This is a genomic window from Rhizobium sp. Leaf341 (assembly GCF_001424325.1).
Taxonomy (GTDB): domain Bacteria; phylum Pseudomonadota; class Alphaproteobacteria; order Rhizobiales; family Rhizobiaceae; genus Ferranicluibacter.
Genome location: NZ_LMPE01000002.1, coordinates 35146 through 59249, shown reverse-complemented (window position 1 = coordinate 59249; position 24104 = coordinate 35146). Strand labels below are relative to the sequence as shown.

Annotated in this window: 26 protein-coding genes; 7 read left to right on the top strand and 19 right to left on the bottom strand. The window is 63.3% G+C overall.

Annotated features, from left to right (window positions below; all coding sequences use genetic code 11):
• Nucleotides 1-122: 122 nt before the first annotated feature.
• The 10 genes from sucD to sdhC form a co-directional block, all read right to left on the bottom strand.
• Nucleotides 123-1025: a succinate--CoA ligase subunit alpha gene (gene sucD / locus ASG03_RS00280; protein WP_062477869.1), complete on the bottom strand. Its 903-nt coding sequence runs from the start codon at nt 1023-1025 to the stop codon at nt 123-125.
• Between the two features lie 3 nt (nt 1026-1028).
• On the bottom strand, nt 1029-1406 hold the full coding sequence (locus ASG03_RS00275; protein WP_062477871.1) for a hypothetical protein: 378 nt from the start codon (nt 1404-1406) through the stop codon (nt 1029-1031).
• A gap of 4 nt (nt 1407-1410) precedes the next feature.
• Nucleotides 1411-2607 carry an ADP-forming succinate--CoA ligase subunit beta gene (gene sucC / locus ASG03_RS00270; RefSeq protein WP_062477874.1) on the bottom strand — a complete coding sequence of 399 codons (1197 nt, stop codon included), beginning with the start codon at nt 2605-2607 and terminating at the stop codon, nt 1411-1413.
• A gap of 45 nt (nt 2608-2652) precedes the next feature.
• Nucleotides 2653-3615, bottom strand: coding sequence for a malate dehydrogenase (mdh, locus tag ASG03_RS00265; RefSeq protein ID WP_062477877.1), 963 nt, complete (start codon nt 3613-3615; stop codon nt 2653-2655).
• Between the two features lie 189 nt (nt 3616-3804).
• Nucleotides 3805-4899: a cell division protein ZapE gene (gene zapE / locus ASG03_RS00260; protein WP_443216572.1), complete on the bottom strand. Its 1095-nt coding sequence runs from the start codon at nt 4897-4899 to the stop codon at nt 3805-3807.
• Nucleotides 4900-5036: 137 nt separating this feature from the next.
• The gene (locus ASG03_RS00255; RefSeq protein WP_062478166.1) at nt 5037-5582 is read right to left on the bottom strand and encodes a protease inhibitor Inh/omp19 family protein; all 546 of its coding nucleotides are present in this window, start codon (nt 5580-5582) and stop codon (nt 5037-5039) included.
• Nucleotides 5583-5742: 160 nt separating this feature from the next.
• Complete coding sequence (locus tag ASG03_RS00250) at nt 5743-6522, bottom strand: succinate dehydrogenase iron-sulfur subunit (RefSeq protein ID WP_062477884.1); 780 nt, start codon at nt 6520-6522, stop codon at nt 5743-5745.
• A 26-nt stretch (nt 6523-6548) separates the two neighbouring features.
• Nucleotides 6549-8393 carry a succinate dehydrogenase flavoprotein subunit gene (sdhA, locus tag ASG03_RS00245; RefSeq protein ID WP_062477887.1) on the bottom strand — a complete coding sequence of 615 codons (1845 nt, stop codon included), beginning with the start codon at nt 8391-8393 and terminating at the stop codon, nt 6549-6551.
• A 4-nt stretch (nt 8394-8397) separates the two neighbouring features.
• Nucleotides 8398-8778: a succinate dehydrogenase, hydrophobic membrane anchor protein gene (gene sdhD, locus ASG03_RS00240; protein ID WP_062477890.1), complete on the bottom strand. Its 381-nt coding sequence runs from the start codon at nt 8776-8778 to the stop codon at nt 8398-8400.
• A gap of 10 nt (nt 8779-8788) precedes the next feature.
• Nucleotides 8789-9181 (bottom strand): succinate dehydrogenase, cytochrome b556 subunit, encoded by a 393-nt coding sequence (gene sdhC / locus ASG03_RS00235; RefSeq protein WP_062477893.1) that lies wholly within the window; start codon nt 9179-9181, stop codon nt 8789-8791.
• 302 nt (nt 9182-9483) lie between these two features.
• Here sdhC and ASG03_RS00230 point away from each other — a divergent pair, with 302 nt between their 5' ends.
• Nucleotides 9484-10029, top strand: coding sequence for a hypothetical protein (locus tag ASG03_RS00230; protein ID WP_062691411.1), 546 nt, complete (start codon nt 9484-9486; stop codon nt 10027-10029).
• Nucleotides 10030-10059: 30 nt separating this feature from the next.
• On the opposite strand, the gene ASG03_RS00225 is transcribed toward ASG03_RS00230, so the two are convergent.
• The 5 genes from ASG03_RS00225 to tsaD are packed head-to-tail and all read right to left on the bottom strand — an operon-like array spanning nt 10060 to nt 13554.
• A complete protein-coding gene (locus tag ASG03_RS00225) occupies nt 10060-10761 on the bottom strand; it encodes a class I SAM-dependent methyltransferase (RefSeq protein WP_200934673.1) in 702 nt (233 codons plus the stop codon).
• The gene (locus ASG03_RS00220) at nt 10701-11144 is read right to left on the bottom strand and encodes an EVE domain-containing protein (RefSeq protein WP_062477902.1); all 444 of its coding nucleotides are present in this window, start codon (nt 11142-11144) and stop codon (nt 10701-10703) included. The genes ASG03_RS00225 and ASG03_RS00220 overlap by 61 nt, the downstream gene beginning before the upstream one ends.
• Before the next feature lie 5 nt (nt 11145-11149).
• Entirely contained in the window at nt 11150-11440 is a 291-nt protein-coding gene (locus ASG03_RS00215; protein ID WP_062477905.1) for a YciI-like protein, read from the bottom strand.
• Nucleotides 11441-11458: 18 nt separating this feature from the next.
• Nucleotides 11459-12463 (bottom strand): NAD(P)H-dependent glycerol-3-phosphate dehydrogenase, encoded by a 1005-nt coding sequence (locus ASG03_RS00210; protein WP_062691407.1) that lies wholly within the window; start codon nt 12461-12463, stop codon nt 11459-11461.
• Nucleotides 12460-13554: a tRNA (adenosine(37)-N6)-threonylcarbamoyltransferase complex transferase subunit TsaD gene (gene tsaD / locus ASG03_RS00205; RefSeq protein WP_062691405.1), complete on the bottom strand. Its 1095-nt coding sequence runs from the start codon at nt 13552-13554 to the stop codon at nt 12460-12462. The genes ASG03_RS00210 and tsaD overlap by 4 nt, the downstream gene beginning before the upstream one ends.
• 77 nt (nt 13555-13631) lie before the next feature.
• Between tsaD and hemC the strand changes: the two genes are divergently transcribed.
• The 5 genes from hemC (at nt 13632) to ASG03_RS00180 (ending at nt 19122) form a co-directional block, all read left to right on the top strand.
• On the top strand, nt 13632-14561 hold the full coding sequence (gene hemC, locus ASG03_RS00200) for a hydroxymethylbilane synthase (RefSeq protein ID WP_062691403.1): 930 nt from the start codon (nt 13632-13634) through the stop codon (nt 14559-14561).
• A 4-nt stretch (nt 14562-14565) separates the two neighbouring features.
• On the top strand, nt 14566-15267 hold the full coding sequence (locus ASG03_RS00195; protein WP_062691402.1) for a uroporphyrinogen-III synthase: 702 nt from the start codon (nt 14566-14568) through the stop codon (nt 15265-15267).
• 87 nt (nt 15268-15354) lie between these two features.
• Nucleotides 15355-16713: a COG4223 family protein gene (locus tag ASG03_RS00190; protein WP_062691401.1), complete on the top strand. Its 1359-nt coding sequence runs from the start codon at nt 15355-15357 to the stop codon at nt 16711-16713.
• 11 nt (nt 16714-16724) lie between these two features.
• The gene (locus ASG03_RS00185; protein WP_062691400.1) at nt 16725-18521 is read left to right on the top strand and encodes a heme biosynthesis protein HemY; all 1797 of its coding nucleotides are present in this window, start codon (nt 16725-16727) and stop codon (nt 18519-18521) included.
• Between the two features lie 124 nt (nt 18522-18645).
• Complete coding sequence (locus tag ASG03_RS00180; protein ID WP_062478169.1) at nt 18646-19122, top strand: tellurite resistance TerB family protein; 477 nt, start codon at nt 18646-18648, stop codon at nt 19120-19122.
• A 40-nt stretch (nt 19123-19162) separates the two neighbouring features.
• On the opposite strand, the gene ASG03_RS00175 is transcribed toward ASG03_RS00180, so the two are convergent.
• Nucleotides 19163-20404, bottom strand: a complete 1242-nt coding sequence (locus tag ASG03_RS00175) for an MFS transporter (protein WP_062691399.1) — start codon at nt 20402-20404, stop codon at nt 19163-19165.
• 264 nt (nt 20405-20668) lie between these two features.
• Between ASG03_RS00175 and ASG03_RS00170 the strand changes: the two genes are divergently transcribed.
• Nucleotides 20669-20971, top strand: a complete 303-nt coding sequence (locus tag ASG03_RS00170; RefSeq protein WP_062477929.1) for a YggT family protein — start codon at nt 20669-20671, stop codon at nt 20969-20971.
• Nucleotides 20972-21050: 79 nt separating this feature from the next.
• Here ASG03_RS00170 and ASG03_RS00165 read toward each other — a convergent pair whose 3' ends face one another.
• The 3 genes from ASG03_RS00165 to fdhD all read right to left on the bottom strand — a co-directional run bounded on the left by ASG03_RS00165 (nt 21051) and on the right by fdhD (nt 24051).
• The gene (locus tag ASG03_RS00165) at nt 21051-22703 is read right to left on the bottom strand and encodes an OFA family MFS transporter (protein ID WP_062477932.1); all 1653 of its coding nucleotides are present in this window, start codon (nt 22701-22703) and stop codon (nt 21051-21053) included.
• Nucleotides 22704-22814: 111 nt separating this feature from the next.
• On the bottom strand, nt 22815-23192 hold the full coding sequence (locus ASG03_RS00160) for a formate dehydrogenase subunit delta (RefSeq protein ID WP_062691398.1): 378 nt from the start codon (nt 23190-23192) through the stop codon (nt 22815-22817).
• Nucleotides 23182-24051: a formate dehydrogenase accessory sulfurtransferase FdhD gene (gene fdhD / locus ASG03_RS00155; RefSeq protein ID WP_062691724.1), complete on the bottom strand. Its 870-nt coding sequence runs from the start codon at nt 24049-24051 to the stop codon at nt 23182-23184. The genes ASG03_RS00160 and fdhD overlap by 11 nt, the downstream gene beginning before the upstream one ends.
• Nucleotides 24052-24104 lie beyond the last annotated feature (53 nt).

Below are 24104 nucleotides of genomic sequence, written 5' to 3'. Positions count from 1 at the left end.
CAATACGGCCGAGCGCGTGTCATTTCTTTGGCAGAACCACAGGGCGGGGCCTTGACTGCCGTGTACCTTAGATGGGTTGAGGGACGCCCGACGCCAATGGCCGGCCGTCCCTCGAGATTGCATCAGCCCTTCAGGACTTCCACCAGGGTCTTGCCGAGGCGGGCCGGGGAAGGCGAAACGCGGATGCCGGCCCGTTCCATGGCGGCGATCTTGTCTTCTGCGCCACCCTTGCCGCCGGAGATCACGGCGCCGGCGTGGCCCATGGTGCGGCCGGGAGGTGCGGTGCGGCCGGCGATGAACCCGACCATCGGCTTTTTCCGGCCACGCTTGGCCTCGTCCATGAGGAACTGCGCGGCTTCCTCCTCGGCGGAGCCGCCGATTTCGCCGATCATGATGATCGATTTCGTCTCGTCGTCGGCCAGGAACATCTCAAGCACGTCGATGAACTCGGTGCCCTTGACCGGATCGCCACCGATACCGACGGCGGTCGTCTGGCCGAGGCCTTCGTTCGTCGTCTGGAACACCGCTTCATAGGTGAGCGTGCCCGAGCGCGAGAGAACGCCGACGGAGCCCTTCTTGAAGATGTTACCCGGCATGATGCCGATCTTGCATTCGTTCGGGGTCATGACGCCAGGGCAATTCGGGCCGATCAGGCGGGACTTCGACGCGTCCAGGCGCGCCTTGACCTTGACCATGTCGGCCACCGGAATGCCTTCGGTGATGCAGACGATCAGCGGAATTTCCGCGTCGATCGCTTCGATGATGGCAGCGGCAGCGCCCGCCGGGGGAACATAGATGACCGAAGCGTCGGCACCGGTCTGTTCCTTGCCCTCGGCAACGGTCGCGAAGATCGGCAGCGTCTCGCCCTTGGACCCTTCCCAGGTTTCGCCGCCCTTCTTCGGGTTGATCCCGCCGACCATCTTCGTGCCGTGATAGGCAAGCGCCTGTTCGGTATGGAAGGTGCCTGTCTTGCCCGTCAGACCCTGAACGAGGATCTTGGTGTCTTTATTGATGAGAATGGACATGGATCAGTTTTCCTCTTCCTCGAATTCGAGGGAATCAAATTCTTCGAAGGCGCCGTTGGACCAGCGGTAACCCTTGCCGGATGTCGATTTTTCGTCGTGATGGCTGTTGAGGTTCTTCGACCAATGGGTCTGGAACCAGTCGAATTGCTTGTCGGCCTTCGAGATCCCGAGCTCACCCTTCCAGACATACAGCGTGTCGTCCTTCGACTTCAGCTTGAAGAACTCGACGGCGTCGTCGTCATGCGTGAAATGCGCCCAGCGATCGGCAGCCTCGTCGTCGAGGTCCGGCGTGGTGTCCCAGCAGACGAAGTAGCAAAGATTGATATCGGTTTCGTTCGGGCCGAAGGATTGGCGATTGACCGTCTTTTTTGCACCGCTCATGAGATCAGGCTTCCTTCACGGCAGCGACGATCTTCTGCGCGGCGTCATCGAGATCATCGGCGGAGATGACGTTGAGGCCGCTCTCGTTGATGATCTTCTTGCCGAGATCGACGTTCGTGCCTTCGAGACGCACGACGAGCGGTACGGTGAGACCGACATCCTTCACGGCCGCGATCACGCCTTCGGCAATCACGTCGCACTTCATGATGCCGCCGAAGATGTTGACGAGGATGCCTTTCACGGCCGGATCGGCGGTGATGATCTTGAAGGCTGCAGTCACCTTTTCCTTCGTGGCACCGCCGCCGACGTCGAGGAAGTTTGCGGGCTCGGCGCCGTAGAGCTTGATGATGTCCATGGTTGCCATGGCAAGGCCGGCACCGTTGACCATGCAACCGATGTTGCCGTCGAGGGCGACATAGGCGAGGTCATATTTGGACGCCTCGATTTCCTTCTCGTCTTCCTCGGTCTTGTCGCGAAGCGCGACGACGTCTTCGTGGCGGAAGAGGGCGTTGCCATCGAACGACATCTTGGCGTCGAGAACGCGCAGGCGACCGTTGGTCATGACGATCAGCGGGTTGACCTCGAGCAGGCTCATGTCCTTCTCGATGAAAGCCTTGTAGAGGATCGGGAACAGACGCTCGCCGTCGGCCTTGGCTTCGCCTTCGAGCTTCAGCGCCGTGGTGAGGGTATCGAGGTTCTCAGCGGTGACGCCGGCAACCGGATCGATCGCGACGTTGATGATCTTTTCCGGCGTGTCATGGGCAACGGTCTCGATGTCCATGCCGCCTTCCGTGGAGACCACGAAGGAAACCTGTCCGACGGCGCGGTCCACGAGAATGGAGAGGTAGAGCTCGCGGTCGATGTCGGCACCGTCCTCGATATAGAGGCGGTTCACCTGCTTTCCGGCATCGCCGGTCTGCTTGGTGACGAGGGTGTTGCCGAGCATTTCCTTCGCGTGGGAAACGGCTTCCTCGATCGTCTTTGCCAGCCGCACACCGCCCTTGGCGTCGGGGCCGAGTTCCTTGAACTTGCCCTTGCCCCGACCGCCGGCATGGATCTGGCTTTTCACGACGTAGAGCGGGCCGGGAAGCGACTTCGCTGCGGCCTCTGCCTCGTCGGCCGAGAAGATCGCGACACCTTCGGCCACTGGAGCGCCAAAGCTCTTTAGAAGAGCCTTGGCCTGATATTCATGAATGTTCATGGGAAATTTTCCTGTCTGATGTCGGGCTGTCTGATGCCGGAAAGATTACTTCAGGCTCGGAGCGATACCGACGCAAGCTTCGCAGAGACCGGCAACCGCAGCCACGGACTTGTCGAAGGCTTCCTGTTCGGCCTTTGTGAATTCGACTTCGATGATGCGCTCGATACCGCCGGCACCGATGATGGTGGGAACGCCGACATACATGTCGTTCACGCCGTACTGGCCCGAGAGGTGGGCGGCACAAGGAAGGACGCGCTTCTTGTCCTTGAGGAAGGATTCGGCCATCTCGATCGCAGAGGCGGCCGGCGCGTAATAGGCCGATCCGGTCTTCAGCAGGCCAACGATTTCGGCACCGCCATCCCGTGTGCGCTGTATAATCTCTTCCAGACGCTCCTTGGTGACCCAGCCCATCTTGACGAGGTCCGTCAGCGGAATGCCGCCGATCGTGGAGTAGCGGGCGAGCGGGACCATCGTGTCGCCGTGGCCGCCGAGGACGAAGGCCGTGACGTCCTGAACGGAGACGTTGAATTCTTGGCTGAGGAAGAGGCGGAAGCGGGCGCTGTCGAGCACGCCGGCCATCCCGACGACCATGTTCTTGGGAAGGCCCGAAAACTTCTGCAGAGCCCAGACCATCGCGTCGAGCGGGTTGGTGATGCAGATAACGAAGGCGTTCGGAGCGTATTTCTTGATGCCGGCGCCGACCTGTTCCATGACCTTGAGGTTGATGCCGAGCAGATCGTCGCGGCTCATGCCGGGCTTGCGGGCAACACCAGCGGTGACGATGCACACGTCGGCGCCTTCGATCGCAGCATAGTCGCTCGCACCGGTCAGGTTGGCGTTGAAGCCTTCCACGGGCGAGGACTGCGCGATGTCGAGGCCCTTGCCCTGAGGCACGCCGTCGGCAATGTCGAAGAGAACGATGTCGCCCAGTTCCTTCAGTCCGGCCAGATGGGCCAGCGTGCCGCCAATCATTCCGGAACCGATAAGTGCGATCTTGTTGCGCGCCATGAAAGTGCTTCCTTTGAGATCAAATCTGGCAAGGTCTGCAGCGACACGACTCCCGCGTTTCCGGGCGGCACCCAACCTTACAGGCGAAAGCACTAGTCGCCTCGTCCGAAAATATCAACTGCTACTTTTGGAGCGTGTCTTTTCAATCGTTTAGATCAATATTTTCTTACGTAAACGTCATAAAATCGGTCATGATTTCTTCGCATTTGCAGCATGAGCACCGGCGTATTCGCTGCTTTGCAGTTCGATCAACCGCGAGACCGTCCGATCGAACTCGAAGCCCTCCGTCCCCTGCCGAACGATCAGAAGCTCTTCCGGCCGCGCGTCCGCCGTTGCGAACAACCGCGCACCGCGGTCGTAGATCGTGTCCACCAGCATGATGAACCGCTTCGTCTCGTTTCGCCGGTCCGCGCTGAGCAGCGGGATATCATCGATAAAGATGACGCGGTAATGCGACAGGATGGTGAGGTAATCGTTTGCACCGAGCGGACGCGCGCAGAGCTCAGCGAAGGAAAAACGCGCGCAATCGCCCGCGGCTGCGGGAATATGGATTGTTCGGCCTTTCAAGGTCAGGTCGACCGGTCCTGGATGCAGGCCTAATGTCGCTTTTGTCCACGATGCATCGAGCGCCTTGCGCGAGGCCTCGTTAAGGGGCGACGACCAGACGGGCAGGCCGCTGGTCTTCTCCAGGCGATAGTCTGTTTCCGTATCCAGAGGGACGACATCGGCATGGGCGCGCAGGAGATCCACGAAGGGCAGGAACAGGGCGCGATTGAGACCGTTGCGGTAGAGATCGCCGGGTTCAACGTTTGATGTGGCCACGAGAACGCAGCCCCGCTTGAAGAGTTCACCGAACAGGCGCGACAAGATCATTGCATCGGCGATGTCGGTGACCGAAAACTCATCAAAGCACAGGAGGCGGGCTTCTGCGTAGATATCGGCAGCAACAGGAGGCATCGGATCAGCATCCTTTGTCTCGCCGTTCTTGAGCTTCTGGCGATGTTTGAAGATGCGGTCCTGGACCTCCGCCATGAATTCATGGAAATGCGCACGACGCTTTCGCGCGATCGGCACGGTGTCGAAGAAGAGATCCATCAGCATGGTCTTGCCACGCCCGACGCCACCGTAGAGGTAGACACCCTTGATGGGCGGTCGCTGATCGCGCTTTGATGCGAAAAGCCAGCCGAGGGCATTCGATTTCCGGCTCGCGCGGCTCGCGGCCAGATCGGTGGACAGCCGATCCAGGCGCGCGGCGATTGCCAGTTGCGCCGGATCGCGTTGCATCTCGCCCTGGTTGATCAGGGCCTCTAGCCGTCTCGATATGGTGTTTTCGGCGTTTGGCACGCGCAGCCTTCCTGGCCGTCAGACCCCGTTTATCTACGACGCTGGCCGGTCGGGACGACCGAAGCGATCATCAGGGATCAGCGGCTCAGGCTGACAGGTTGGCCGCCATTGGTCTGGCCGTCGAAGCGGGCGTCGGCGGTCTTGTAGAGGCGCGCCAAGGCATTGCCGTTGCGATCCTTCAGCACGACCTGCTTGCCTGCCACTTCCCAGGACCCCATCTGCGTCAGCTCGCCGGCGCAGCCGCGGGTGCCGCCGCGCGAACCCGAGCCGAGATTGGTCAGTGTCAGGAACATGTCACAGGAACTACCGCCATTGGCGACGCGCCAGTTACCGACCATGGATTCCTTGGTGACGTCGAGAGAAGCGGCCGGCGCGGCGGGCGCGCCGCCGGGAACCTGCGGACTGCCGAGTGCGGCCGTCTGGTTGACGGGTGCTGCCGGGAACTGGGATGCGTCGCCACTTGTCGGGGGCGGCAAGGCGCCGCCGGAGACCGAGGGTACGGGTTGTGCTTGCAGGGGGGCAGGGCCCACGTCGCGCTGGTCGAAGGCGCCCACTGAGGTGCGCTGGCATCCTGAAAGCGCCAGCACCGCCGCCAGACCCGCCGCAACATGATATGCCCGCATTTCGAACTCCCGGTCGTCTCGCATGAAAATTGAACGTTCGGGACAGATATAGGCCGGATTAAGGTTAATCGACCTTTAAGGCTGCCAAAAAACGTTCTTTCCTACAGCCCTGTGGCGTAGACGAAGCGCCAGACGGCGTATTCTCCGTTCGAACCCTCGGTCAGACGCGGCGCTCGACCATCATCTTCTTGATCTCACCGATGGCCTTGGCCGGGTTGAGGCCCTTGGGACAGGTCTGGGCGCAGTTCATGATCGTGTGGCAGCGGTAAAGGCGGAACGGATCTTCCAGATTGTCCAGACGCTCCCCCTTGGCCTCGTCACGGCTGTCGATCAGCCAGCGATATGCCTGGAGAAGGACGGCCGGACCGAGATAACGATCGCCGTTCCACCAGTAGCTGGGGCAGGAAGCCGAACAGCAGGCGCAGAGAATGCACTCGTAGAGACCGTCCAGCTTGGCACGATCATCGTGGCTCTGCTTCCATTCCTTGGCCGGTGCCGGCGATACGGTCTTCAGCCAGGGTTCGATCGAGCGGTGCTGGGCATAGAAGTTGGTGAGGTCCGGCACGAGATCCTTGACGACCGGCATGTGGGGAAGGGGATAGACCTTCACCGCCCCCTTCACGTCGTCCATGCCTTTGGTACACGCCAGCGTGTTGGTGCCGTCGATGTTCATGGCGCAGGATCCGCAGATCCCCTCGCGGCAGGAACGCCGCAGGGTCAGCGTCGGATCGATCTTGTTCTTGATATAGAGCAGGGCATCGAGAACCATCGGGCCGCAATCGTCGACGTCGATGAAGAACGTGTCGATCGATGGGTTCTTGCCGTCGTCGGGGCTCCAGCGATAGACGCGGAATTCGCGGGTGTTCGTGGCGCCGGCAGGCTTCGGCCACACCTTGCCTTCGGTCATCTGCGAGTTCTTGGGAAGTGCAAGTTCAACCATATTCGTTTTCCTTGACCGGGCTTCCGTTAGTAGACGCGCGCTTTTGGCTCGATCTTGTAGGGATCGATGCCTTCGGCGAGCAGTTCGGTGTGAACGGGGCGGTAGTCGAGCTTGACGTCGCCGGCGTCGTTGACCCAGGCCAGCGTGTGCTTGCGCCAGTTGACGTCGTCGCGACCGCCGAACGGGCCGGAGGTATAATCTTCGCGTGCATGGCTGCCGCGGCTTTCCTTGCGGGCTTCCGCGCCGACAACCGTGGTAATCGCGTTGGCCATCAGATTTTCAAGTTCCAGCGTCTCCACGAGATCCGAGTTCCAGATCATCGAGCGGTCCGTGACCTTGATGTCGGACATGTCGGACCAGATGGCGCTCATGCGTTTGCAGCCGTTTTCAAGCGATTCCTGCGTGCGGAACACGGCGGCGTCTTCCTGCATCGTGCGCTGCATCTTCTCGCGCAGGACGGATGTCGGGGTTCCGCCGCTGGCGTAGCGCAGCCTGTCCAGGCGGCCGACGATCTTGTCGCAGGCGGCCTTGTTCAGCGCGGGGATCGGGCTTGCTCGGTCGATCACCTCTCCGGCGCGGATGGCGGCGGCACGGCCGAAGACGACCAGGTCGATCAGGGAGTTCGAGCCGAGGCGGTTGGCGCCGTGCACGGAGGCACAGCCCGCTTCGCCGACGGCCATCAGGCCCGGGATGATGCGTTCCGGGTTTTCGCCATCGGCATTCAGGACTTCACCCCAGTAATTGGTGGGGATGCCGCCCATGTTGTAGTGAACCGTTGGAAGAACCGGGATCGGCTCCCGCGTCACGTCGACGCCGGCAAAGATCTTGGCGCTCTCGGAAATGCCCGGCAGGCGTTCGTTCAGAACGGCAGGATCGAGATGGTCGAGATGCAGGAAGATATGGTCCTTTGCCTTGCCGACGCCGCGACCTTCGCGAATCTCGAGCGTCATGCAGCGCGAGACGACATCGCGCGACGCGAGGTCTTTGGCGGAGGGTGCATAGCGCTCCATGAAGCGCTCGCCTTCGGAATTGACGAGGTAACCGCCTTCGCCGCGGGCACCTTCGGTGATCAGGCAACCGGCGCCGTAAATGCCGGTCGGATGGAACTGGACGAACTCCATGTCCTGCAGCGGCAGGCCGGCGCGGGCGATCATGCCACCGCCGTCGCCCGTGCAGGTATGGGCTGAGGTCGCCGAGAAGTAGGCGCGGCCGTATCCGCCGGTCGCAAGCACGACCATCTTGGCGGAGAAACGATGGATGGTGCCGTCATCGAGGCACCAGGCGACAACGCCGGTGCAGCGGCTGCCGTCGTCGGACATGATGAGATCGAGCGCGAAATACTCGATGAAGAATTCTGCATTGTGCTTCAGCGACTGACCATAGAGCGTGTGCAGAATGGCGTGGCCGGTGCGGTCGGCGGCGGCGCAGGTGCGCTGCACCGGCGGACCTTCGCCGTAGTTCTGCATGTGGCCGCCAAAGGGACGCTGGTAAATCTTGCCTTCGGCATTGCGCGAAAAGGGCACGCCGTAATGCTCCAGCTCATAGACCGCCTTCGGCGCTTCCATGGCGAGATATTGCATGGCGTCGACATCGCCCAGCCAGTCGGAGCCCTTGACGGTGTCGTAAAGGTGCCACTGCCAGCTGTCGGGGGTCATGTTCTGCAGGGACGCGGCAATGCCGCCCTGGGCTGCGACCGTGTGGGAGCGGGTCGGAAAGACTTTTGTAATGCACGCCGTCTTGAAACCCTGTTCGGCCATGCCGAGCGTGGCGCGCAGTCCCGCGCCGCCGGCGCCGACGACGATCACGTCGTAGGAATGGTCGACATACTGGTAGGCCTTGCCGTTGACGGACGGTGCTTCAGTCGATGCCATGGTCTTATCCTGCAAAGGCGAGCTTCAGGATGGCGAAAAGACAGAGCCCGCCAACCGCGATCGCGAAGAATGTATTGAGCATGAGAAGGACGATCTTGATGCCTTCGGCGTGAACGTAGTCCTCGATGATCACCTGCATGCCGATCCGCATGTGGGTCAGTGCGGAGATGACGACAAGGGCCATGACGACCGCGACGAACGGATTGCCGAGCGCTGCGACCACGTCGGCATACGGCGCGCCTGCATGTGTCATCATGAAGATGACGAAGAAGGTAAGAAGAGGCACGTTTGCCACGGCCGTCAGGCGCTGGCGCCAGAAATGCTCCGTGCCTTCCTTGGCTGAACCGAGACCGCGGACCTTACCGAGGGGTGTGCGCATATCCATGGTCAAACCCTCAGCGAACGATGTAGCCGACGATCCACAACAGGAGCGTCACGGTAATGGAGCCGACGGCATTGGCGATGGCGAGTTTCGTCGAGAATTCCTTCTCGTAACCATAGCCCAGATCCCACATGAAGTGGCGCAGACCGCCGAACATGTGATGGATCAGCGCCCATGTGTATCCGAACAGGATGACCTGGCCGATGATCGTGCCGAAGAACCAGCTGGCCCAATCGTAATAGGCCGGGCCGCTGGCGGCTGCGATCAACCACCAGGCGACGAGAACCGTGCCGAAATAAAGTGCAGCGCCGGTAATGCGATGCACGATCGACATGAGCATGGTCGGAATGAGCTTGTAGATCTGAAGATGCGGCGAAAGCGGCCGGCTTTTGGTGACATTCGTCATCTGAACCTCACAGAACGACCGGTCAATCGTCCAAAAACTAGACTCTTTATATCCGGTTTGCGCAGGGATTGCGCAGCATTCAGTTGTGGCGAGCTTTAATCTTCGGCAGGGGTCTTAACAAGCCTGTTTGCAGCGCGAAAAGAAATTAATCGATTAGAGACGGAGGTTTACTGGACAAGCGTTTGCATCGCATTTGACCCGTTAAACATATCCAGCGAAACAGGCGGCAACGGCCTGACTTTCGGGCCGTCCTGCGCCAGATTGGTCTTTAACGCTTTGTTAAGATCTGTCGGAGGTTCATCATGTATCGTGACATCGCCCTGCGACCCCTGGCCGTCGCTGCAGCCCTTGCGGTAACGGCCGTTGGAGGGGCCGAAGCCCGGGACGAGGGCTATCGCGGACAGTATTTCCGCACGTATTCCGCGCAGGCCGAGCAGCTGGAACAGCGATCCGGCGTCCGGCTTCAGGGTCGGCGTCACGCGGTTCCCGATTACCGGGTCGTTCGTGGATTTTTCGACGGCCAGAGCCGGTACCGGGTGCGAGAGGATGCGACAACATGGCGCGGGGACGAGCGCATGCGCCGCGACGGGCGTGCACCCCCGGCGGTCATCGTCGGATCGGGCCGGTTTTCCGGGAATGCGAATGCCTGGTATCGCAGTGGCGCCGGCAGCTATTTCACGATCACGAGCTATGACGAGAATAGCAGCTATGGCGCTTTCGAGCGCTATGCGCCGCCCGACAACAGCGTTGCGCGAAGCGGCGTCATGACGGTGGATCGCGGCGCTATCCGTCGGAACGACAGTGCCTGCAGCTTCGAGGCCGGGGTTTGCGTCATTCGCGGGCGTTGAGCCCGGACACGAAGGCCGTCGGCGGCGCCGTCATCGAAACCGCCAAACCGTCGTCTTTTTCACCTCGCTGTCTTCCAGCGCACGGGTCACCGGGACGGCATAGGAGGCCAGCGGCACCATCCGGTCGCGCGGGCAATAGGCACGACCGGGATCTCCGACGAGCACGTCGATGCCCGCGGCAACCAGATCGTCGAACCAGGGCACCAGCCTGTCGGCGAATGCCTTGTCGTAGAAGACGTCGCCTGCAAGAAACACGTCACAGGCGACCGGTCGGCCAATCCTGTCGGCGTTGTCGTGGGCAATGACCACGTCGTTGAGCTGTGCATTGAGCCGGATCGCAGTGCCGGTCCAAGGATCCGTGTCCAGCGCCAGAGTGGATGCCGCGCCGGCCTTCATGGCGGCGATCGCAACCAGACCCGAGCCGGACGCAAAGTCGACGACGGTTCTGCCAGCCACCAGATCGGAATGATCAAGCACATAGCGGGCAAGTCCCTGGCCGCCAGCCCAGGCGAAGGCCCAGAACGGCGGCGGCAGGCCGATGGCCTCCAGCTCGTCCTCTGTCTTCAGCCACAGATCATGCGCCTCGCTCGCCAGGCGAAGCTTCACCTCGGGGACGTGCGGCGGCGAGAAGATGCTGGTGTTCTCGCGGATGAAGCGCTCCGGATCGGTCTTCACGCTGTGGGCGAGAGCGGAGGATTGTCGAGGCCGCCCATGCGGCAGATTTCTTGCCATTCCGCTTCCGTCACGGCCTGAACCGAGAGCCGCATGGACGTGACCAGTTGCATGTCCTTCAGCTTCTCGCTCGCCTTGATCTCCTTCAGGGTCACGGGCGTCGGCATGTCGCAAACGGCCCGAATATCGACGCAGTCCCAGCGCGGATCGCCCTCTGCGGTCGAATCAGGGTGCGAGAGCGCGCAGACCTCGGCGATGCCGACGATCTCCAGTCCTTCGTTCGAGTGATAGAAGAAACCTTTGTCGCCGATCTTCATGGCCCGCATGTTGTTGCGGGCAAGGTAGTTGCGCACGCCTGTCCATTCGGTTCCCGCGTCGCCGGCGTCCTTCTGCATGGTCCAGGACCACTTGAAGGGTTCGGATTTCCAGAGCCAATAGCCCATGTCCGTCACTCCGGCTTGTTGAACACCCAATTCCAGGCGCGGACCTCGACGGAGGCAAACAAACCGGCCTTTGCATAGGGGTCTTCGGCAAAGAGCGCCGTAGCCGCCGCCTTGTCCTCCGCCTCGATGATGACCAGACTGCCGTTCGGCTTGCCGTCGGACCCGAGGAACGGGCCGGCGATCTTCAAGATGCCGCGGGCATTCAGATCGTCGAGATAGGCGACATGGGTGGGCCGCGTCTCGATGCGGATCTGGAGTGCACCTTCCTTGTCGGTGCAAAGGGCTGCAAAGAGCATGATCGTGCCTTTCCGAAGCTATTCTTGTGTGATGGGGCGGGACATGAGCTGTTCCAGTGCGGTTCCCACGTCGATTGCGCCATCGATCATGGCAGCGACGGCGAAGGTCAACGGCATGTCGAGGCCGAGGCGCCGGGCCTCCGTTGCCGCAACCGAGGCTGCAAGCGCACCCTCCACGAGATCGGCGGTCGTTGTGACCGCGCGGCCTTCGCGTCCGAGGGCGATGCCATAACGCAGGTTTCGCGATTGGTGACTTGTCGCGGTGAGAACGAGATCGCCGAGTCCGGACAGGCCGCGGACCGTTTCTCCCTGACCGCCACAGGCCGCGACATAGCGGGAGAGTTCGGCAAGCCCGCGCGCGATCATGGCAGCACGGGCGGATTCGCCGAGCCCCGCCCCTTCGACAATGCCGCAGGCAATGGCGAGCACGTTCTTGAGCGCGCCGCCGAGTTGCACGCCCGTGCGGTCGATGGACGGATAGAGGCGGAATGTGGGGCCGGAAAGAGCGTTTGCAAGCCGCGCGGCCTGCTCTGCCGAGGCCGCGGCGATGACCATCGCGGTTGGCAGGCCGATGGCGATATCGGCGGCAAAACCAGGGCCGGAGAGAACGGAGACCGCATGGTGTCCCAGTTCATCCGCCACGACCTCTGTCAGGAGGCGGCCCGTGCCGCGTTCCAGCCCCTTGGCGCAGACAACGATATCGGCTCCCGGGTCGAGGTATGGCTTCAGCGTCTGCGCAGCCTCGCGCTGTGCCTGCGACGGCATAGCGAAGAGCACCATGCCTGCTCCAGAGAGAGCGGCCGGGTCCGTCGTCGCAAACAGCGTTTGCGGCAGGTCGATGCCGGGAAGCGCGTCTTCATGCCGGCGCCGGGTTAGGATCGCGTCCGCTACATCCCTTCGCCGGGCTATGAGCAGGACCTCGGCGCGGCCCGCACGCGCGATTGTCGCTGCGAGCGCCGTCCCGAAGGCGCCGGCGCCGACGACCGCCACCTTCCCGGCAGAAGAGATCGCCGCGTCGCTCATGCCTTCGCGCCTCGCTTGCCGAAGCCGAGCAGGGTCTGTGCATGCGCGTCCAGAGGCCAGCGGGCACGGGGCGACACGGAAAGATCGTCGGCGGGCAGACCGGCCGCCATGCGCTCCGCACCCGCCCAGGCGATCATCGCCGCATTGTCGGTGCACAGATGGAGCGGTGGCGCGACGAATGCAAAGCCGTTCGCGCCACAAAGGCTGTCGAGCGTTGTGCGCAAAGCCTGATTGGCCGCAACACCGCCGGCAACAACGAGAGAGGGCCTGTCGACATCCGGATAGGCGGTTCGGAAGCGCTTGAGGCCGCGGCCGATCCTGTCCTTCAGTGTTCGCGAGACCGCATCCTGGAAAGAGGCGCAGATATCGGCGATATCCTGTTCCGCCACCGGGGCGATCGACTGCGCGGCCTGCCGCACGGCGGTCTTCAAGCCTGAAAAGGAAAAGTCCAGACGGGCCTCGCCGACCAAGGGCCGGGGAAAGGTGAAGCGTTCCGGGTTGCCGTCGCGCGCGGCGCGTTCGACGGCCGGACCCCCGGGATACGGGAGACCCAGGAGCTTTGCCGTCTTGTCGAAGGCCTCGCCCAAAGCATCGTCGATGGTCGTCCCCCAGCGCTCGTAGTCGCCGGTGTCGCGCACCAGTATCAGCTGGGTGTGCCCGCCCGACACCAGCAGCATCAGATAGGGAAAGGCGAGCCCGTGGGTCAGTCGCGCGGTCAGAGCGTGGCCTTCGAGATGGTTGATCGCATAGAGCGGCTTGCCTGCCGCGCGCGCCATGGCCTTGCCGGTCATGAGGCCGACGATCAGGCCCCCGATCAGGCCCGGGCCGCTGGTCGCCGCGATGGCGTCGACGTCCGACAGCGACATTTGCGCGCGCTCGAGCGCTTCAGCAATGAGGGTATCCAGTGCCTCGACATGCGCGCGGGCTGCAATTTCCGGTACCACGCCGCCGTAGAGGCTGTGTTCCTCGAGCTGGCTCAGCACCACGTCGCCCAGGATTTCGCCGCGCCCATCCTCGGTGCGCAGCACGACGGAAGCGGCGGTTTCGTCGCAGCTCGTCTCGATGCCGAGAATACGCAAGGGCCGGTTCATTGGGGTGGATGACTCGAAGATTGCAGACGGGAACAAAGGGAGATACACGGACCTCCGGTAACAATGGATCGTAGCGGATGCAAACGAAACCTTTCCGGATCGGCACGCGCGGCAGTCGGCTCGCGCTGGCTCAGGCTCATGAAACGCGCGATCGGCTGATGCTGGCGCATGGCTTGCCGGAGGAGATGTTCGAGATCGTGCCGCTGTCGACGGCGGGCGATCGCATCACCGATCGAGCGCTCTCGGAAATCGGCGGCAAGGGACTTTTTACGCAGGAGCTGGAAGATCAGCTGCTGGCAGGAACACTCGATTTTGCGGTCCATTCGGCCAAGGACATGGCAACGCGCCTGCCCGACGGCCTGTTTCTGTCGGCCTTCCTGCCGCGAGAGGACGCCCGCGACGCCTTCATCGGCGGCACGGCGCCCACGCTTCTCGCCCTGCCGGAAGGGGCGACGGTCGGTTCGGCCTCGTTGCGCCGACAAGCGCTGATCCGGAGACTGCGGCCCGACATCAAGGTCATCGTCTATCGCGGTCTTGTCGAGACCCGCCTGCGCAAGCTGGCCGAGGGCCAGGTGGATGGCACGCTGCTGGCGCTCGCCGGACTGAAGCGGCTCAACCTCGAAGGGGTCGCAACAGAAATTCTCGATCCCACCTATTTTCCGCCAGCCCCTGCCCAGGGTGCGATTGCCGTCGAGAGCCGGATCGGCGATACCCGGATCGACACGCTTCTTTCGGCCATCAACGACCGGACGACAGAAGAGGCGGTGACCTGCGAACGCGCATTTCTCGACACGCTGGATGGCTCCTGCCGGACGCCCATCGCCGGCTACGCCGTTTCGGACGGCGAGCAGATTTCGTTCTCAGGGATGATTCTGACACCGGACGGAACGCAGCATCACCGGGTCTATGCCGAAGGTCGGGCTACGGATGCCCGGAAGATCGGCGCACAGGCAGGCGAGGATATTCGCGCCGATGCGGCTCCCGGCTTCTTTTCCAGCTGGACGTGAGCGGATGCGCGTCCTCGTCACGCGCCCGGAAACCACCGCGGACAAAACGCTCCGGAAGCTTGCGCTTGCCGGCCACGAGACACTGCTCTTGCCCCTGAGCGAAGCCGAGCACTTGCCGATCCGGGCGACAGCGTTGGCCGCCTCGGCGGTTGTCGCAACGAGTGCCGAAGCGTTCCGTGCACTGCGGCAATCCCCCCAGGCATTGTCGTCGCTCGCCTCTTTGCCGGTCTACTGCGTCGGCGACGCGACGGCGGAGGCGGCGCTCGATCTCGGCTTTTCCCGCGTTCGAGTCGGTCCTGGAGATGCTGCAGGCCTCGCGGAATTGATCGTTCGTGATCGGGCTTCGGCAACGGGCATTCTGCTCTATCTCGCGGGCACACCCCGCCTGCCGGAACTGGAAACGCGCATGACCGTTGCCGGCGTCCCGCTCCAGGTTCGGCTGGTCTACCGCATGCGGCCCGTCGTCCGCCCGCCCGGTGCGTTTTCGGCGCAGGTTCACGCATTCAGCCCGGAAGCGGTGCTCTTTTATTCGCGGGAAGCAGCCAGGCAGTTCTTTTCCGACATCGCTCCCGCAATGCTTTCCGCGACGGTGCGGATCCTCTGTCTCGGCCCCCGCATTGCCGACGCCGTGCCACCCGGATGTCGTCACGTGGAGATCGCTTCCTCTCCGGATGAAGATACCCTGCTTGCTCTTCTCGACGCCTGAATGAAGCAAATCGACCGGTGGGGCCTTTCCCTCGCCCAGGTCGGTGTCTAGGTTTATGCTGTTGACCTCACGCATAGAGAAGAGAGCATGGATCCGGAGAAACCGCCGCGCCGCACCAAGCCCGACCGGCAGCCGCTGACGATCGATCTGCCTGCCACGCCCGCTGCATCCGATGCAGCGAGACCGGAAGACCGGGACGCTCGCCGAAAAGCACCGGAAACGGTCTTGCCCGCTGACGCAGTCGTGGCGGCTTCCGATATGGGCCCTCCGGCCAAGAATGCGATCGACGGGTCGCCGAGCGATCAGGGAACGCCGGCCGATGCGCCCGTGGACGCGAGCCTCAAAGCCGAGGCCGCCAAGGACGCGCGCGTCGAAGCCTCTGCTGCGAAGTCTGCAGCGTCGGCCCGGTCCGAGAAGACCGCCTCCGTCCCGCCGACGCCGCCCACCGGGGCTTTGGGGCCTGCGGGTTCTTCGACATCTGCCAATCGTGCGGCGGCTGCGCGTCCTTCACGCTCGGGTGCGCTGGCCGCGGGGATTGTCGGCGGCCTGATCGCTCTTGCCGGCGCAGGTGTCCTTCAATATGCCGGTGTCCTCCCATCAATCGGTCCGGCATCGAACAATAGCTCATCGGAGCGCGATCTCGCTGCCGAAATCGATGCCTTGAAGGCGCAGGCACCCGCGGCGGGCTCGCCTGCCAGCGAAGGCCTGGAACAGAGGCTTGCAGCTCTCGAGCAGGCGATCGGCGTGGATGGTCGTTCCTCCGATACGAACGATCTAAAGGCACAGGTCGAGAGCCTGACCCAAGAACTCGCCGCCGTGAAGTCCGGTCTTGCCGACCAGAGCCGTGCGGCACAAGCGACGACATCCGAGCTTTCGACGCGCATCGAGGAAGCCGAGAAGAAACTGGACGAGCCGGCCAGCGACGTGCAGCTTGCACGCGCCATCGCGGTCACCGCCCTGAAGACGGCTATCGACCGGGGCGGCCCATTCCTCGCCGAACTTGATGCCTTGAAGACCGTTTCGCCCGATGACCCGGCCGTCGCCGGTCTGGCCGACATCGCCCCCCGTGGCGTCTCCGCGCGCGCGGATCTGACACGATCGTTCCCCGACACGGCCGACGCAATGCTGGCCGCCATTCAGGGCGCCGACCCGAACCAGGGCATCTTCTCGCGGCTGATCGGAAGCGCGGCGTCGGCTGTTCGCGTGCGTCCCGTCGGCAGCGTCGAGGGCACAGGTCCGGAAGCCGTCGTGGCGCGGATCGAGGAGCGCCTGACCAATGGTGACCTCAAAGGCGCAAGCCTCGAATGGGACGGCCTGCCGCAGCCTGCCAAGGACGCCGGCGCGGCATTCCGCACGAAGCTCGACGAGCGCATCAAGGTCGAAGGTTTGATCGATGCCGCCGTCGCCGGAGCCGCAACCGGCCCCACACCTGTCAAGCAGGGCTGAGGAGAGCCGATTTGATCCGTATTCTCATCTTCGTCCTGATCGTCCTCGCACTCGGTGCAGGGTTCTCCTGGCTTGCCGACCGGCCGGGCGAGCTATCGCTGGTCTGGATGGGCCAGCGTATCGAGACCAGCCTGATGGTCGGCGCCACTCTGCTTGTCGCGCTCATCGCAGCCATTCTGCTTGTCGTCTGGCTTGTCCGCGTCATCTGGTTTTCGCCGCATTCGATCGCCCGCTACTTCCGGGTCCGCAAACGCGACCGTGGCTATCAGGCGCTGTCGACCGGACTGATTGCCGCCGGTGCCGGCGATGCTATCCTCGCGCGCAAGATGACCGCGCGCACGCGCGGTCTCCTGTCCGCCGATCAGGAGCCGCTGATCCATCTCCTCGAGGCGCAGACCGCGCTGATCGAGGGCAAGCATGATGATGCCCGTCGCAAGTTCGAGCGAATGGCCGAGGATCCCGAAACGCGCGAGCTCGGCCTGCGCGGTCTTTACCTCGAAGCCAAGCGTCTGGGTGCCAACGAGGCAGCCCGGCAGTATGCCGAACAAGCGGCGGACAAGGCGCCGCATCTCGCCTGGGCGACGCTTGCCACCCTCGACGAGCGCAGCCAGGCGGGACGCTGGGACGAGGCTGTGCATCTTCTGGACCAGAGCCGCACCAGTCATGTCATCGACCGCAAGGAGGCCGATCGCAAGAAGGCGGTTCTGCTTGCGGCACGGGCACGGGAACGGCTGGATGCCGATCCGAAGGCCGCGCGCGACGACGCGCTGGCCGCACTGAAGCTCGACCCTGCGCTGGTGCCGGCTGGCCTCATAGCGGCCAAGGCCCTGTTTCGCGAGGACAATCTGCGCAAGGCGGCGTCCGTGCTTGAGAAGCTTTGGAAACACGCACCGCATCCCGAAATCGCCAGGGCCTATGTCCGCGCAAGAAGCGGCGATTCCGCGGTCGACCGGCTAAAGCGCGCCCGCAAGCTGGAAGCCTGGAAGCCGAACAATGCGGTGTCGCTGATGGCCGTTGCCGAGAGCGCTCTGGAGGCCCGAGAGCTGGAACTGGCGCGCTCCATGGCGGAAGCTGCCGCCCGCATTGCGCCGACGGAAAGCGTCTTCCTGCTGCTTGCCGATATCGAGGAAGCGGATACGGGCGATGAAGGGCGCATCCGCCACTGGATGAACCAGGCGTTGAAGAGCCCGCGCGATGCGGCCTGGATCGCCGATAGCGTGGTCTCGCAGGAATGGCTGCCCGTGTCTCCCGTCAGCGGGCGCCTGGATGCGTTCGAGTGGAAAATGCCCGTCAGCACGATCGACGGTCCTCTCGAAGAGGGTGGCGTCAGCCGCGGCGAAGCGGCGATCCGCAGCCTGCCACCGGTTGCGACTTCCGTTGCCGCGCCAAGCCGGGCCGAACAGGATGCAGAGGTCGCGACGCAGCCGACAAAGCCCACCGAAACGGTGGAACGGACGATCGCGATTGCCGTACCGGTGCCGACCGAATCGGTCATCGTCTACGAGCCCGCCGAGCCGGCCCGTCCGAACGTTGCAGCCGACACGGACGGCAAGCCCGGACAGGAGCTCGCCACGAAGGATGAGACCCCGCTTGCTGTCCGGACACCGGTCTTGCCGTCTTCCTCACCCTCACCCTCACCCTCACCCTCACCCTCATCCCCATCCCCGGTGCAGCCGTCGTCATCGGGTGGTCGTTCTGCGACCAAACCCGCCGAAGCGCCGGTCGAGCCGTTCTTCGGGCGCCCGCCGGATGATCCCGGCGTTCGCACCGATAGAGTTGCAGAAAAGACGACATTCAAACTTTTCTGACGGTTCAGGGGCCCTGCGGGGCCCCTTTTCGCACGTGCGAAGCCGAGGGGGGCTAGACCGGGCTTTGCGGCTCGTCTTTCCTGTCGGCATCAACGACCCTCCTGCCGTGAGCGCCGCGCCATCCATGTTCGACCGTATCCGCACTTTCATCGACAGTCTTACCGGTGCCGAGCACCCGAATCCGATCGAGGCCGGCGATCCGCGCATCGCGATCGTCGCGCTCTGCATTCAGGTCATGGAGGCTGACGGCCATGCCGACGACGTCGAGCGCCGTAAGGTGCGTTCGATGATCAAGGAGCACTACACGCTCGACGACGCCGCGCTGAATGCGCTGATCGCCGCGGGCGAAGATGCCGAGAGCGAAGCGATCGACTTCTTCCGTTTCACCTCCGACATCAAGCGGCACTTCAGCGAGGAACAGCGGATCGATCTCGTCGGGATGCTCTGGGAGATCGTCTACGTGGACGGCGAACGCAGCGAGATGGAAGATCACGTCATCTGGCGGATCGCAGACCTTCTCGGCGTATCCAGCCGTGACCGCATTATGAAGCGGCAGGAGGCTGCCGCGAAATCCGACGTCGTCGAGACGGCGGAGCGCTGAGACGCTTTCCTGCCTCTGTTACGGACGCGGCCCTCGGCCTTTATCGTTTCGTCTCGGGCGCATCGAGCGTGTCGATGCGGCGGAGCTGCGAGAAGCCGAGCGACCAGAGCACGGCCACAAGCAAGGTGCCGGCTCCGCCGATGACCACAGCGGGAACCGCGCCGATGGCGGAGGCCATCATTCCGGCCCGGAACTCGCCGAGTTCGTTCGATGCGCCGACGAACACCATGTTCACCGCGTTCACACGTCCGCGCAGCTCGTCCGGCGTCCACAGCGTGATCAGGGTTTCCCGAACATAGACCGAGATCATGTCGGAAGCGCCCATGATGACGAGCGCGATGATGGAGATCCAGGGCGTCGCCGATAGGCCGAACACGACCGTACCAAGCCCGAACAGCGCCACGCCGACAAACATCAGCACGCCTGCGCGATGCCGGATCGGATGGGCCGCAAGCCACATGGCCATGCCGACCGCGCCGACCCCGGGCGCCGCGCGCAGGAGGCCGAGGCCCCACGGTCCGAGCGCGAGAATATCGCGCGCGAAGACCGGCATGAGTGCAATGGCCCCGCCAAGCAGAACGGCGAAGAGGTCGAGGGAGATGGCGCCAAGGACGACCTTCTCCGCGCGGATGTAGCGAAAGCCGGCCGTGATGGCCCGCCAGCTTTGCGCCGTCTGGCTGCTCTTCTGGGCAGGCTTGGGGATGGCATAGACCATGACGACGCTGGCGGCGAAGAACAGGACGGCGACGCTGTAGGGAACGGCCGGTCCGAGCGCATAGATGAGGCCGCCGACGACAGGACCGACGATCATTGCCGTCTGCCAGGAGGTGGAGTTCCATGCGATGGCGTTGGCGAGATCGCGCTCGGGTACGAGATTGGGGGCTAGCGATTGGGAGGCCGGCGCGAGGAACGCCCGCTCGATGCCGAACACGACCAGGATCGTATAGACCGGCCAGAGGGAAAAGGTGTCCGTCAGGGTGAGAGCGAGCAGGGCCGCCGCGCAGAGCGTGCTGACGCCCATGCAGACGCCCATGATCATGCGCCGGTTGTAGCGGTCGGCGACCGATCCGGTGACGAGAATGAGAACCAGCGACGGCAGGAACTGGAATAAGCCGATCAGGCCTAGGTCGAAGGGATTGCGCGTCAGGTCGTAGATCTGCCATCCGACGGAGACACTGACGATCTGGATGGCGAAGTAGGCGAGGAAGCGGGCGAAGAAGTAGCGGCGGTACCCGACATGCCGGAAGGCGGCGTAGCGGTCTCCGGTTTCGACGATGGACATGAATGGTCTTTCCCGGCCTCTGGTGCATCGGCCCGTTCATATGGACGCCGGCTGGTGCGGCACAGCGTCGTCTTAAACATGTTTCACACCGCGCAGACCGCAGGGTTGCCGCCTTGCCTGCCAGTGGCTACATGTCTTCCAACTATTGCATAATGCTCCGCTCCGGAATCGGTTCGAGGAGAAAATTATGCGACGCCATAAATGTTGGACCGACGGTTGCCCATCGCCGATGGCACACGGTGGTCCCGGAACCGGAGGCCCGGCATGCTCGCCGTCATCGCAACGCTGAACTTCATCATCAATATCGCCTGGTTTCTGATCATTGCCTCGGCGATCTTTTCCTGGCTGTACGCGTTCAACATCATCAATACCAACAACCAGGCCATCAGCATGATCGGCCGGTCGCTCTATCAGCTGACGGAGCCGCTCTACCGCCCGATCCGCCGCATTCTGCCGAATATGGGCGGCGTCGACCTGTCGCCTTTGGTGGTTCTGGTCATCCTGTTTTTCCTGCAGCAGTTCCTCAACACGACGATCGCTCCGGCCCTGCTCGCACCGACCTACTGATCCGATTTTTGTCGCTCTAAAAACAAAGGCCCTTCGCACGATTTCTCGTGCGAAGAGCCTTTGTTGATCCAATGAGTGTTCACCCGAAGAGCGCAAGGCTGGCTTTCACGGTGACGAACACGCCCCAGGCCAGCGGCAAGCCGACACAGGCCCAGGCGAGCATCGCCTTCGCATCAAGCCCACCTCGGCCGATGCCGAAGGAACCGGACGGACCGGCATTGACGGCGGCCGTCTTGGCCTGGAGCGCTGCGACCTCCGCATCCTTCATGAACCACTTATCGGCCAGCGGCCGCACGAAGGCGTTGGCAACAAGGCCGAGCGCCAGCATGCCGGCAAGGATGTACATGGTGGTGTTGTAGACCTGATCACGCGGGAGCCCGGCGGCAATCTGCGCTTCCCGGATGTAATTGACGACGACCGGCCCGATGATGCCGGCCGTTGCCCAGGCCGTCAGTAGGCGTCCGTGGATGGCGCCAACGAACTGGGTGCCGAAGATGTCGGCCAGATAGGCGGGGATCGTGGCAAACCCGCCGCCATACATCGACAGGACGATGCACAGCATGCCGACGAAGAGAAGCTTGCTCTGAATGCCCGCCGCCCAGGGTATCAGTGCATAGAGCACGATTCCGATGACGAAGAAGCAGAAGTAGGTGTTCTTGCGGCCGATCCGGTCGGACAGCGAGGCCCAGAAGAAGCGCCCGCCGATGTTGAACAGCGAAAGAAGGCCGGTGAAGCCGGCGGCGATGGCGGCCACGCCTGCCAGCTGCTCCTTCGACATATCGGTAAAGGCGACACCGGGTGCACCGATCAGCGAGCCGGCGAAGATCTCCTGCAGCATGGGCGAAGCCATGCCGATGACGCCGATGCCGGCGGACACGTTCAGGCAGAGCACGGCCCAGATCAGCCAGAACTGCTTCGTCTTGTGCGCATCGCGCAGGTGAACGTGACGGGTCGTGATCATCGTGCTTTTTGCAGCCGGCGGGACCCATCCCTCCGGACGCCAGCCCGCAGGCGGAATGCGGTAGCCAAAGGCGCCCGCGAGCATGAAGACAAGATAGCCGAGCGCCATGACGACAAAGGTCTGCCAAACGCCGACCGAGGTGTCCGAGCGAAAATGCGTCATCAGGATATTGGCAAGCGGCGCGCCGATCATGGCGCCGCCGCCAAAACCCATGATCGCCATGCCTGTCGCCATGCCGCGGCGGTCGGGAAACCATTTGATGAGGGTGGAAACAGGCGAAATATAGCCAAGGCCGAGCCCGATGCCGCCAATGACGCCGGCACCCAGCCACATCATCCAGAGTTGGTGCGTCGCAACACCAAGGGCGGCAATGAGGATACCGCCGCACCAGCAGAAGGCCGAAACGGTCGCGGCCTTGCGCGGACCGACCTTCTCGAGCCAGCCGCCCCACATTGCGGCAGACGAGCCGAGCAGCACGAAGAACAGCGTGTAGATCCAGCCGAGATCGCTGACCCTCCAGTCACAGGTCGTGGTAAAAAGCGCCGACCCCAGCGTCAGATCGGCGCACGCCGCCGGTGCCGTGATGCCGATCGCTTTTGACAGAGGCAACCAGAACACGCTGAAACCATAGGCCATGCCGATGCAGAGATGAATGGCGAGCGCCGCCGGAGGAACGAGCCAGCGGTTAAATCCGGGCTTGGCAATGATCCGCTCCCGGTCGAGCAGCCCCGCCGATCCGGGAATGCCGAAGTGTTCTGCCGTTGTCGACATCGTTGTCCTCCTCCTCTGAGCCCCTCCTCGGGCGGTTGGTCTTTGTCCTCAAGCGCGGGATCGATGACCTGCAGTCTCCTCACTGCAAGGACGATCGACGCCGCGTATGGTCTACCTTTCGGGCATGTTGGGTTCCGACAGCGATTCGCCCGCAGCCGTGCCCTTGCCGCCGGGTGCGCCACGGGCCGCATCCGCACCGGTGCCGATCGCATCCTCTTTCGCGTGTGGCCGCTTGATGAGCGGAGCAGCGGCAAGCACGAGCGGATCGAATCCGGCATGGCCGTTCTCGATCAGCGCGAGAAACGCGCCGCGCATCCGGGGCTCCCAGAACTTGTTGATATGGATCGCGACGCCCGCCGGCCCGTCCTCCTGCGGCTGCGAGCGGAAGAAGGTGGCAATCTGGTTTGCCATGCGCACGAGCTTTGCGTCCGTGCCATGCAGAGCGCCGTCTTCTCCCGAATGAACGTCCGATACGGGATCAGGCGACATGGCTGGTCCTTTCGGTTGGCCGGACGGCTCGGGGTTGGTTGCCTTCGGCACGGATACGGTCCGCATGGGTGAAGACCTCGAAATCGTCGCCGCGAACCAGCGCTACGAGTGTCATGCCCGCTTTCTCGGCCGTCCGGATGGCAAGCGCCGTCGGCGCCGAGATGGCGATGATGAAAGGGCTTCCGAGAATGGCCGTCTTCTGAACCATCTCCACCGAGACCCGGCTCGTGACGACGACGGCGCCGGTGGCCCCCTTGTAGCCTTGGCGGGCGGCGGCGCCTGCCAGCTTGTCGAGCGCATTGTGCCGCCCGACATCCTCGCGCACGGCGACCAGTCCCTCATCCGGCGCGAAGAAACCGGCGCCGTGGACCGCCCGGGTCTCCGCATGCAGCGGTTGCCGGGTGTTCAGCAAGGCGACGGCCTGCGTGATGTCGTCAGGTGTCAGGCTGAGCCGGGCGGCGGCGACCGATGGCGTCTGGCGGACTGCCTGTTCCAAGGATTCGATGCCGCAAAGACCGCAGCCGACGGGACCGGCCATGTGCCGGCGTCGGGTTACCAGCGCGTCGTGTGATTCATCGCGCAGGATAATCTGCAGATCATATCCTTCGGGGGTTTCAACGGCTTCGATACTCTCGATCTCGGCGGGATCGGTGATGATGCCTTCCGTCAGGCTGAAGCCTGTGGCGAAATCGTCGAAATCCGCCGGCGTCGCCATCATGACGGCGTGTGTGGAACCGCCATAGCTGAAGGCGACGGGGGTCTCTTCGGGCAACTGCCGGCTCGCCGGACGAATGTGGCCCTTCCGGCGGGCAAGTTCGGCGACGGTGCGGGCGAGGGGAGGATTGGTGGATTGGGTCATGGACATGATCTATGTGCGGCAGGGCCCTTGTCCACCGCCCGACGGCACCCCGG

Excerpts from the sequence above, each read along its gene's own strand:
- hemC (WP_062691403.1), top strand. The coding sequence starts at position 13,632 with ATGCAAACGAAACCTTTCCGGATCGGCACGCGCGGCAGTCGGCTCGCG.
- sucC (WP_062477874.1), bottom strand. The coding sequence starts at position 2,607 with ATGAACATTCATGAATATCAGGCCAAGGCTCTTCTAAAGAGCTTTGGC.
- ASG03_RS00220 (WP_062477902.1), bottom strand. The coding sequence starts at position 11,144 with ATGGGCTATTGGCTCTGGAAATCCGAACCCTTCAAGTGGTCCTGGACC.
- tsaD (WP_062691405.1), bottom strand. The coding sequence starts at position 13,554 with ATGAACCGGCCCTTGCGTATTCTCGGCATCGAGACGAGCTGCGACGAA.
- sdhD (WP_062477890.1), bottom strand. The coding sequence starts at position 8,778 with ATGGATATGCGCACACCCCTCGGTAAGGTCCGCGGTCTCGGTTCAGCC.
- ASG03_RS00210 (WP_062691407.1), bottom strand. The coding sequence starts at position 12,463 with ATGAGCGACGCGGCGATCTCTTCTGCCGGGAAGGTGGCGGTCGTCGGC.
- ASG03_RS00195 (WP_062691402.1), top strand. The coding sequence starts at position 14,566 with ATGCGCGTCCTCGTCACGCGCCCGGAAACCACCGCGGACAAAACGCTC.
- ASG03_RS00215 (WP_062477905.1), bottom strand. The coding sequence starts at position 11,440 with ATGCTCTTTGCAGCCCTTTGCACCGACAAGGAAGGTGCACTCCAGATC.
- ASG03_RS00275 (WP_062477871.1), bottom strand. The coding sequence starts at position 1,406 with ATGAGCGGTGCAAAAAAGACGGTCAATCGCCAATCCTTCGGCCCGAAC.
- zapE (WP_443216572.1), bottom strand. The coding sequence starts at position 4,899 with ATGCAACGCGATCCGGCGCAACTGGCAATCGCCGCGCGCCTGGATCGG.
- ASG03_RS00160 (WP_062691398.1), bottom strand. The coding sequence starts at position 23,192 with ATGTCGCCTGATCCCGTATCGGACGTTCATTCGGGAGAAGACGGCGCT.
- ASG03_RS00230 (WP_062691411.1), top strand. The coding sequence starts at position 9,484 with ATGTATCGTGACATCGCCCTGCGACCCCTGGCCGTCGCTGCAGCCCTT.
- mdh (WP_062477877.1), bottom strand. The coding sequence starts at position 3,615 with ATGGCGCGCAACAAGATCGCACTTATCGGTTCCGGAATGATTGGCGGC.
- ASG03_RS00225 (WP_200934673.1), bottom strand. The coding sequence starts at position 10,761 with ATGGCAAGAAATCTGCCGCATGGGCGGCCTCGACAATCCTCCGCTCTC.
- ASG03_RS00190 (WP_062691401.1), top strand. The coding sequence starts at position 15,355 with ATGGATCCGGAGAAACCGCCGCGCCGCACCAAGCCCGACCGGCAGCCG.
- sucD (WP_062477869.1), bottom strand. The coding sequence starts at position 1,025 with ATGTCCATTCTCATCAATAAAGACACCAAGATCCTCGTTCAGGGTCTG.
- sdhC (WP_062477893.1), bottom strand. The coding sequence starts at position 9,181 with ATGACGAATGTCACCAAAAGCCGGCCGCTTTCGCCGCATCTTCAGATC.
- ASG03_RS00180 (WP_062478169.1), top strand. The coding sequence starts at position 18,646 with ATGTTCGACCGTATCCGCACTTTCATCGACAGTCTTACCGGTGCCGAG.
- ASG03_RS00255 (WP_062478166.1), bottom strand. The coding sequence starts at position 5,582 with ATGCGGGCATATCATGTTGCGGCGGGTCTGGCGGCGGTGCTGGCGCTT.
- ASG03_RS00165 (WP_062477932.1), bottom strand. The coding sequence starts at position 22,703 with ATGTCGACAACGGCAGAACACTTCGGCATTCCCGGATCGGCGGGGCTG.
- sdhA (WP_062477887.1), bottom strand. The coding sequence starts at position 8,393 with ATGGCATCGACTGAAGCACCGTCCGTCAACGGCAAGGCCTACCAGTAT.
- ASG03_RS00170 (WP_062477929.1), top strand. The coding sequence starts at position 20,669 with ATGCTCGCCGTCATCGCAACGCTGAACTTCATCATCAATATCGCCTGG.
- fdhD (WP_062691724.1), bottom strand. The coding sequence starts at position 24,051 with ATGACCCAATCCACCAATCCTCCCCTCGCCCGCACCGTCGCCGAACTT.
- ASG03_RS00250 (WP_062477884.1), bottom strand. The coding sequence starts at position 6,522 with ATGGTTGAACTTGCACTTCCCAAGAACTCGCAGATGACCGAAGGCAAG.
- ASG03_RS00175 (WP_062691399.1), bottom strand. The coding sequence starts at position 20,404 with ATGTCCATCGTCGAAACCGGAGACCGCTACGCCGCCTTCCGGCATGTC.